Here is a 9,104-nt window from a genome sequence, read left to right on the forward strand (position 1 = left end):
GATCAACATGGCCTACAAACATTTCGAAGCGATCGAAAAGCACGCCGGCCTGCTCGGCATCGGCATCGCGATCATGGTCTCGCTGGGCGGGCTGGCGGAGATCACCCCACTGTTCATGGAGGCGCATTCGGTGAAGGCGCCGCCGGGCGTGCATCCGTACGAGCCGCTGCGGCTGATCGGCAAGGACGTCTACGTGCGCGAAGGCTGCTACCTGTGCCATTCGCAGATGATCCGCGCGCTGCGTTTCGAGACCGAGCGCTATGGCCACTTCTCCACGGCCGAGGAGTCGGTCTACGACCGTCCGTTCCAGTGGGGCTCCAAGCGTACCGGGCCGGACCTGGCCCGCGTGGGCGGCAAGTATTCCGATGAATGGCAGCGCCTGCACCTGATGGACCCGCGCCAGGTGGTGCCGCAGTCGAACATGCCCGGCTACCCGTGGCTGGCGCACAACACGATCAACGCCGAGGACGTGCAGGCACGCATGCGCACGCTGCGCAAGCTGGGCGACCCCTACACCGACGCGCAGATCGCCGCGGCGCCCGAGGCCGTCAAGGGCAAGACCGAGATGGACGCGCTGATCGCCTACCTGCAGGGCCTGGGCATCGCCAATGAGCCGGCGCCGGCGGCAGACAAGCCGGCGGCCACCGACGGCGTCGCGGGAGCCACGCCATGACGCCGATGAGCCCGGTCTGGGGCCACGTCGCCGGGGTATTCATCATCCTGATGCTGGTGACCTTCATCGGCATCTGGGTCTGGGCCTGGCGCAAGCGCCACCAAGTCACGTTCGACCGCATGGCACGCCTGCCGCTCGAACAAGACGAACAACCCGACAGCGATGTCGATGCCAAGGAGGATCGCCCATGAGCAGCGGCTGGTCGTTGTGGGTCATGTTCCTGGTGGTGCTCAACCTGGGCATCACCTTTGCGCTGTTCCTGTGGGCGCCGCGGGCGAAGATCCCGACCCGTCCCGACGGCACCACCGGCCACGTGTGGGCGCACGGCACCATCCTGGAAGGCCTCAAGAACCTGCCCACGTGGTGGATCGTGTTCTCCGGCTCGATGTTCGCCGCGGCGTTCATCTACCTGTTCCTGTTCCCCGGCTTCGGCAACCACAAGGGTGCGCTGGGCTGGACTTCGCACGGCCAACTCGCGCGTGAAGTGGCCGCCAACAAGGCCACGCTGGACCCGTTGCTGGAACGCTTCCGGCTGTACACGGTGGAGCAGCTGGCCGGCGACCCGCAGGCGCAGCAGATGGGCAAGGTGCTGTTCGAGGACAACTGCGCCGCCTGCCACCAGCGCAGCGGCAAGGGCAACATCCTGGTCGGCGCGCCCAACCTCACCGACGACGACTGGCTCTACGGCGGCACCGGCAAGGACATCACCACCTCGATCCACGATGGTCGCAGCGGTGTGATGCCGCCATGGGCTAGCCTGGGCGCGGACAACGTGAAAAACCTCACCCAGTACGTGCTGAGCCTGTCCGGCGCCCCGCACGACGCAGCCAAGGCAGCGGCCGCCAAGCCGCTGTTCTCCACCTGCGCCGCTTGCCACGGTGCCGAGGGCAAGGGCAACCCGGCGCTGGGCGCACCGAACCTCACCGACCACGTCTGGCTGTACGGCGGCACCCCGGCCGAGATCGAACAGACCATCAGCAACGGTCGCCAGGGCCACATGCCGCCGTGGAGCCCGCGCCTGAGCGAAGACCAGATCCACGTGATCGCGGCCTACGTCTACCACTTCTCGCACCAGGCCGATGAAGGCCCGCAATGACATCGGCACCCGCGCGGCATCGGCCTGGTATCGCCAGCCGGTGCTGTGGCTGGGGGCATTCGTCTTCGTGATATCGCTGGCCGGCTGCGTGTGGCTCATCGTGGTCAGCGTCCGCTACGCCGACACGCCGCTGACCACCAGCTCGCACGCGGTATTCGGCGTGCCGGTCGCTTCGCACAGCGCGCCGCCGCCATCCAGCGCACCTCCCCCGCGCAAGCCATGAACGGCGCGGCGACATGGGCCGATCCCCGGCTCGCCGCCCAGGTACTGCGCGAGCGACGTGACGGCTTGAGCGAAATCGCCCTGCACGTCGAGGCGCTGGACGATCCCCGCCAGCTGCTCTGGCTGGAGCAGCGCATCAACGCGCTGGCCGGCGTGCGCCGGGTCAGCGTCGACCGCGCCGCGCGGCGCATGCGGGTGGTCTGGGATATCCGGCGCACCACCCTGCCGACCCTGCTGGAGAACTTCGCCGCCGCCGGCTGTCCGGCGCGTCCACTGCGCCTGGGCGAGGTGGAAGACGTCCGCGCCGCCGAGATGCACGATGCGCTCAAGCGCATGCTGGTGGCCGGCATGTGCGCGATGCAGGTGATGAGCTACGCCCTGGTGATCTACATCGGCGTGGTCGACTTCGTCGATTTCAGCACGCGCAACCTGTTCCGCTGGCTGGGCCTGCTCACCACGATTCCTCTGGTGGTCTATTCGGCGCAGTCGTTTTTCCGCGGCGCCGTCGAGGAGCTGCGCGGCCGCCGTCTCGGCATCAACCTCCCGGTGGCGCTGGCGGTCGCGCTGGTGTTCACGGCCAGCGTGATCAACACGCTGCGCGGCAGCGGCGAGGTGTATTTCGATTCGGTCAGCATGTTCGTCTTCCTGCTGCTGGTCGGGCGCTACATCGAACTGCGCACGCGCCATCGCGGCGACGCCCGCGGCGATGCCCTGCTGGATGCCACGCCGCTGCTGGCGCAGCGTCGCCGTGCCGATGGCGAACTGGAAACCGTGCCCGCGATGACGCTCGCCAGCGGCGACTGCGTGCACATCGACGACGGTGGCACGGTACCGGCCGACGGCGTGCTGGAAAGCGCCGCGGTCGAAGTGGACGAAGCGCTGCTCTCCGGCGAATCGCGCCCGCAACGGCGCCAGCGCGGCGAGCGCCTGGTGGCCGGCAGCGTGCTGCTGACCGGGCCGGCGCAGCTGCGCGTGGAACATGGCGGCGCGCAGACCAGCGTGGCCCGGCTCGGCGCGCTGGCGACGCGCGCGCGCCAGGCCCGCACGCAGGTCGCCGGCAGCGATCGCGAGGTCACGCGCTTCGTGCGCCGGGTGCTGGTGCTCACCGCGCTGACCGCACTGGGCTGGCTGCTGGTCGACCCCTCGCGCGCGTTCGACGCGGCCATCGCGGTGCTGGTAGTGGCCTGCCCCTGCGCCTTCGCGCTGACCGTGCCGGTAACGCTGACCCGGGCGCTGGGCCGGCTCGCCCGCCGCCACGTGCTGGTCACCGACGGCGGCGCCCTGCTCGCGCTGGCCGGCGTCGACCGTGCCCTGTTCGACAAGACCGGAACACTCTCCATCCCGAGCCTGGAAGCCGACGCGGTCGAACCCCTGCGGGGCGACAGCCGCGAGCAGGTGCTGGCCTGGGCGTCGGCGCTGGCCGGCGCCAGTTCGCATCCGCTGGCCCGCGCGCTGAGCGCCGCGGGCAGACAACGCATTGCCACGCCGGCCGCGCAGGACGTGCGCGTGCAGCTGGCCGCCGGCATCGAAGGCAGTGTCGGCGACCGCGCACTGCGGTTGGGCCGCGCCCGCTACGCGCTGGGCGAGGCGCATTACGACCCGCGATTGGGCAGCGCCGCCCTGGTGCTGGCCGACCAGCACGGCGCACTGGCCCGCTTCGGCTTCCACGAGCAACCGCGGGAGGACGCAGCCGCCACGCTGGCACGGCTGCGCGAGGACGGCATCGGCGTGTGCATGGCCAGCGGCGACAGCGCCGATCGCGTCGCCGCGCTGGCCACCCGGCTCGGCATCGACGACTGGCACGCGCGCCAGTTGCCGGCCGACAAGCTGGCCTTGCTGCAATCCCTGCAGTCCGACGGCCACCGCGTGCTCGCCGTGGGCGACGGCAGCAACGACGCCCCGTTGCTGGCGGCCGCCGACGTCTCTGCCGCGCTGTCCAGCGGCACCGACCTGGCCCAGGCCCAGGCCGACCTGCTGCTGCTCGACGGCCGCCTGCAAGGCCTGCTGCACGCGCACGCGATCGCCGTGCAGATGCAGCAGGTGATCGCGCAAAGCCGCCGCTGGGCGCTGGGTTACAACCTGCTCGCCGTGCCGTTCGCGGCGCTCGGCCTGGTGACGCCGTGGCTGGCCGCCATCGGCATGTCGCTGAGCTCGCTGGTGGTAGTGCTCAACGCGATGCGGGTGGGACGCGAGCGCGCGAACGATGCGGACCCCGGCCACGCCGGTCCCGGCCGCACCGCCGAGGCGGCGGCATGAACATCCTGCTGGTGCTGATCCCGGTCACCCTGGTGGTGATCGGCGTCGCCGTGGCATTGTTCTTCTGGGCCGTGAACCACCAGCAATTCGATGACCTCGACAGCCCCGGCGTGCTGCCGCTGATGGACGATTCGCCCGAGCCGGCCGAAGCCCCCGAGGACCCATCCACGCCCCCGTAGGAGCCCGCTCGCGGGCGATGCTCCTGTGCCGGGATTCGGGAACTGCAAAAGCCGGAAGCATCGCCCGCGAGCGGGCTCTACAAGTGGCAACGCGTCCGGCGTGGGGCGGGCACCGCCCGCCGCCCCTGCGCGACACCGACGACAAGAGCCGGCGGGCGGCGCCCGCCCTACGGTCGCTGGCGCAGCGCGGCTTGCAGCAGGCGTCGCTGCACGCGCTCCGACAATCCTTTCGGCGTATCCAGCCCCATCCGCGCCAGGGCCGCGCCTTCATCCTCGGCCGCTTCGCCGGGACGCACCGCCGCGCGCAGCACTTGCCAGCGGCCGCGCCAGTGGCTGCTGCAGGACTGCAGCCATTCCAGCGCCGGCAGCAGGCGCTGCTCGACCTCGTCGAAATCGCTGCCGAACGGGAACACCGGCAGCTGACCCTTGCGCCGGAACGGCGCCAGCGATTCGTGCAGGGCATCGGGCTGATGCCGGCGCCACGCGTCCGGTATGGCGAAATCCGCCGCCAGCTTGCCGTGCGATTTCGCCTCCGCGCACAACGCGTCGAGAAACCGCGCGTCGCAGATCGACAGCATCGCCTCGATGCATTCGCTGTCGCTCTTGCCGCGCAAATCGGCAACGCCGTATTCGGTGACCACGATGTCGCGCAGGTGGCGCGGGATCGTGGTCTGGCCGTAGCCCCAGCGGATCGTGCTCTCGATGCCGCCGCGATGGCGACGGGTGGCGCGCAGCAGCAGCACCGAGCGCGCGCCCGGCAGTTCGTGCGCCATCGCCACGAAGTTGTACTGGCCGCCGACGCCGCTGACCACCGCGCCATCTTCCAGCGTGTCGGACATCGCCGCACCGAGCAGGGTCGCCATCATGCAGGTGTTGAAGAAACGCGCGTCGCGCCGCTGCAGCGCGGCCAATGCCTGGTGGTCACCGTACAGCTGGTTGACGTTGGACACCGCACACATGTCGATCGCGTCCGGATCGCTCGCCTCGGTGGCGGCCAGCCATTCGTACAGGTCACGCGAACCGAGGAAGAATGCGCCGCGCAGGTAATGGCCGCCGGGCGTGGCCGGGTTCAGCCGGCCGGACAGCGAGGCCCGTTCCAGCGCGAGGTTGTCCCAGCTGCGCCGCTTCAGGATGCCGCCGCGCTGCAGGTGCATGAAGCCGTCCATCACCATCTCGCTGGCGCCGTACAAGCCGGTCTTGAATGGCGCGAGGCCGCCGAGCACGCCGGCCTGCGCGTGCGTGCTGCCGGCCGGATCCAGCGCCACCAGCATGCAGCGCCACGCGGTGTTCTGCTGCTGGCGCAGCATCAAGGCCTTGACCAGTGCGTCGGACAGCGCACCGATGCCGATCTGCAGGCAACCGCCATCGCGCACCAGGGTGCTGGCATGCAGGCCGATCGCGTACTCGGCCAGGTCGATCGGCAACCGCGGCAGCGCGAACAGGCGCGGCGAGGATTCCGGATGCAGCTCCACGTCGAAATAATCCGCCGGCACCTCGGCATCGCCGCCCAGCCACGGCAGGTCGGGATGCACCACCGCCACGCACAGCGGCCGCCGCGCACCGGCCAGCTGCACCTGGCGCAGGAAATCCAGGGTCAGGTCGGGATTGCACGAGAGGCTGTAGCGCACGCCGTCTGCGGTTTCGCGCCGCGCCACCAGCTGCACCAACAGGTTGATGTCCTGCACCGCCAGGTCGCGCGCCACGTGGGTGTAATTCTGGCTGATGTAGTTGCGCTGCGCACTGGCCGAATGCAGCAGCGCGCCACTTTGCAGGTAGAACTCGTGTACCACGACGTTTGGCGGCAGGGCGTCGCGTGCCTGGTCAAGGGCGTACTGCGGGTCGACCGCATCGGCGCCGAAGTGACGTTCCAGGAACGGCTGCAGGAAGCGCCGCTGCAACCCCGCCTTCGGCTGCGGCCGGGTCAGCGACAGCGCGGTGTACAGGCGCATCGAACGGGTCGGGTCGCCCGCGGTGAGCCGGTACAACGCGTTGAGCAGGCCGTGCGGCTTGCCCAGGCCCAGCGGCGCGGCGATGCGCAGGTCGGGCCCCAGCGCATCGGCGAGGTCGTGGGCACAAGCGTCGGTGTCGCTGTGGCGCGGCTTGGCGGGCATCGCCCGATCATGCCAGAAGCCGCCGCCACGGCGTATCGACATCCCCTTCGCCTACACTGGATGCATGCCGGACCCGCTGCTGCCATCGTCCTCTTCTTCCAGCCGCCTGCTGGCACAGCAGGCGCTGAGCCGCGCTGCCGGCGCACCGTTGCTCAGCGGCAACGCGGTGGATCTGCTGATCGATGCGGCCACCAACCATGCCGCGTGGCTGGAAGCGATCCGCGGCGCGCGCCAACGGGTGCTGCTGGAAAACTACATCGTGCGCGACGACGCGGTGGGCCGCGAGTTCCGCGACGCGCTGGTGGAGCGCGCGCAGGCGGGCGTATTCGTGGCCGTGGTGGTCGACTGGGTCGGCTGTCTGGGCCAGTCGCGCAGCGGCTTCTGGGCGCCGCTGCGCGCGACCGGCGGCGAGGTGCGCGTATACAACCCGCTGCAGTTGGGACAGACCTTCGGCTGGCTAAGCCGCGACCACCGCAAGTCGCTGGCGGTCGATGGGGTCACTGGCTTCCTCTCCGGCGTGTGCATCAGCGCCAAATGGCTGGGAGATCCCGCGCGCGACGTGCCGCCGTGGCGCGATACCGGCGTCGCCTTGCGCGGCCCGGTGGTGGCCGAGCTGGAGGCCGCGTTCGCGCAAAGCTGGAGTGCCACGGGTACGCCGCTGCGGGAGTTCGCGAGGGAGCCATCGGCACCCGCCGGCGACGTCGCGCTGCGCCTGATCGCCACCCAGCCCTCCACCGCCGGCATGTATCGGCTCGACCAGCTGATCGCCTCGCTGGCCACCCGCACGTTGTGGCTCACCGACGCCTATTTCGTGGGCATCGCACCGTACGTGCAGGCGCTGGTGGCGGCGGCGCGCGACGGCGTCGACGTGCGCCTGCTGGTGCCGGGCAGCAGCGATATTCCGGCGGTGGCCAGCATGTCCCGCGCCGGCTACCGGCCGCTGCTCAAGGCCGGTATTCGCGTGTTCGAATGGAACGGCTCGATGCTGCACGCCAAGACCGCGGTGGCCGACGGGCAATGGGCGCGGGTGGGCTCGTCCAACCTCAATCTCGCCAGCTGGCTGGGCAACCAGGAGCTGGATGTGGCAATCGAGGACGCCACCTTCGCCGCCAAACTCGCCGCCCAATACGAACGCGACCTGGACAACGCCACCGAGATCGTGCTGGCACCACATCGCCGTCGCGGCCACGGGGAGAAGGTGCGCAGCAGCCAGGCGCGGCCGCGCGTGCGCCATGGCGGCGGCAGCTCCGGGCGCGCCGCCGCGGGCGCGTTGCGCCTGGCCAACAGCGTGGGGGCGGCGCTGGGCCATCGGCGCGTGCTCGGTGCCACCTCGGCCAAGCCGCTGTTCCTGGCCGCCGCGGCGCTGCTGTTGCTGGGCGTGGTCGCAGCCCTGTGGCCGGCCTGGATCGGCTGGCCGCTTGCCGTGTTGTGCGGGTGGTTCGCGCTGAACCTGGGCATCCGCGGCTGGCGGCTGCGTCGCCGCCACCAGCGCACGGTGCGCGAAGCGGACGAACCCCGGGCCGGCCACGACACGTGAGACATTTGTTCTGATTCGCCTTCCAAGCAGATGTTTTTTCACGACTTCACCGTGGCGGCATGCTAGGCTCGTCGCCCCATGTCCGTCCCCGACAACCTCGCACCGCATCATGTGCTGACCCCCAGCTCGCTCAACCGGCTGGTACGCGACCTGCTGGGCGACGCGCTGCCGCAGGTGTGGATCGAAGGCGAGCTGTCCAACGTGGCGAAGCCGGCCTCGGGCCACCTCTACTTCACGCTGAAGGACAGCGGCGCGCAGGTGCGCTGCGCGATGTTCAAGATGAAAGCCTCCATGCTGCGCTTTCGCCCGGTCGACGGCATGCAGGTGTTGCTGCGCGCCAAGGTCGGCCTGTACGAACCGCGCGGCGAGTTCCAGCTGGTCGCCGAATACATGGAGCCGGCCGGCGAAGGCGCGCTGCAGCGGGAGTTTGAGCAACTCAAGGCGCGACTGGATGCGGAAGGCCTGTTCGATCCGGCACGCAAGCGCGCGCTGCCCGTCTATGCGCGTCGCATCGGCGTGATCACCTCGGCCACCGGCGCGGCCGTGCGCGACGTGCTGAGCGTGCTGGCGCGGCGTTGGCCGCTGGCCGACGTGGAAGTGCTGCCGGTACCGGTGCAGGGTCGCGAAGCGCCGCCGGCGATCGTGGCGATGCTGCGCAAGGCCTCTGCCAGCGCACGCCACGACGTGCTGCTGCTCACCCGCGGCGGCGGCTCGCTGGAAGACCTGTGGGCGTTCAACGACGAAACGGTGGCGCGCGCAATCCACGCCAGCGCCATACCGGTGGTGTCGGCGGTCGGCCACGAGATCGACTTCAGCATCGCCGATTTCGTCGCCGACCTGCGCGCGCCCACGCCCTCGGCCGCTGCCGAACTGCTGGTGCCCGACGCGGTAGCCGTCGGCCGCCACCTGCAGCAGTTGCAACAACGCCTGACCACGCTGCAGCAGCGCCAACTCCAGGCACGCGCGCAGCGACTCGACCACGCGCTGGTGCGGCTGCAGGCCCAGCGCCCGCAGGCGCGCCTGCAACGCG

Annotated in this window: 9 protein-coding genes; 8 read left to right on the forward strand and 1 reads right to left on the reverse strand. The window is 70.3% G+C overall.

Features of this window, described 5'->3' with window-relative positions:
• The first annotated feature begins 7 nt into the window (after positions 1 to 7).
• From ccoO to ccoS, 6 genes are read left to right on the forward strand one after another with little or no spacing between them, the layout of a single operon-like run.
• Positions 8 to 673: a cytochrome-c oxidase, cbb3-type subunit II gene (gene ccoO / locus B1991_RS17660; protein WP_136259993.1), complete on the forward strand. Its 666-nt coding sequence runs from the start codon at positions 8 to 10 to the stop codon at positions 671 to 673.
• A complete protein-coding gene (locus B1991_RS17665) occupies positions 670 to 864 on the forward strand; it encodes a cbb3-type cytochrome oxidase subunit 3 (protein ID WP_136259994.1) in 195 nt (64 codons plus the stop codon). Before ccoO ends, B1991_RS17665 begins: the two co-directional genes overlap by 4 nt.
• Complete coding sequence (gene ccoP / locus B1991_RS17670; RefSeq protein WP_136259995.1) at positions 861 to 1,769, forward strand: cytochrome-c oxidase, cbb3-type subunit III; 909 nt, start codon at positions 861 to 863, stop codon at positions 1,767 to 1,769. The genes B1991_RS17665 and ccoP overlap by 4 nt, the downstream gene beginning before the upstream one ends.
• Positions 1,753 to 1,992: an amiloride-sensitive sodium channel family protein gene (locus tag B1991_RS17675; RefSeq protein WP_136259996.1), complete on the forward strand. Its 240-nt coding sequence runs from the start codon at positions 1,753 to 1,755 to the stop codon at positions 1,990 to 1,992. Before ccoP ends, B1991_RS17675 begins: the two co-directional genes overlap by 17 nt.
• Positions 1,989 to 4,247 (forward strand): heavy metal translocating P-type ATPase, encoded by a 2,259-nt coding sequence (locus B1991_RS17680; RefSeq protein ID WP_136259997.1) that lies wholly within the window; start codon positions 1,989 to 1,991, stop codon positions 4,245 to 4,247. The genes B1991_RS17675 and B1991_RS17680 overlap by 4 nt, the downstream gene beginning before the upstream one ends.
• On the forward strand, positions 4,244 to 4,426 hold the full coding sequence (ccoS, locus tag B1991_RS17685) for a cbb3-type cytochrome oxidase assembly protein CcoS (RefSeq protein ID WP_136259998.1): 183 nt from the start codon (positions 4,244 to 4,246) through the stop codon (positions 4,424 to 4,426). The genes B1991_RS17680 and ccoS overlap by 4 nt, the downstream gene beginning before the upstream one ends.
• 167 nt (positions 4,427 to 4,593) lie before the next feature.
• Here ccoS and B1991_RS17690 read toward each other — a convergent pair whose 3' ends face one another.
• Positions 4,594 to 6,537, reverse strand: a complete 1,944-nt coding sequence (locus tag B1991_RS17690; RefSeq protein ID WP_136260002.1) for an acetyl-CoA hydrolase/transferase C-terminal domain-containing protein — start codon at positions 6,535 to 6,537, stop codon at positions 4,594 to 4,596.
• Between the two features lie 64 nt (positions 6,538 to 6,601).
• On the opposite strand from B1991_RS17690, the gene B1991_RS17695 reads away from it, so the two are divergent.
• Positions 6,602 to 8,074 (forward strand): phospholipase D-like domain-containing protein, encoded by a 1,473-nt coding sequence (locus B1991_RS17695; protein ID WP_136259999.1) that lies wholly within the window; start codon positions 6,602 to 6,604, stop codon positions 8,072 to 8,074.
• A gap of 78 nt (positions 8,075 to 8,152) precedes the next feature.
• A partial coding sequence (gene xseA, locus B1991_RS17700) for an exodeoxyribonuclease VII large subunit (RefSeq protein WP_136260000.1) occupies positions 8,153 to 9,104 on the forward strand: 952 nt, incomplete at its 3' end.

This window comes from Rhodanobacter lindaniclasticus (genome assembly GCF_004799035.1).
GTDB lineage: Bacteria > Pseudomonadota > Gammaproteobacteria > Xanthomonadales > Rhodanobacteraceae > Rhodanobacter > Rhodanobacter lindaniclasticus.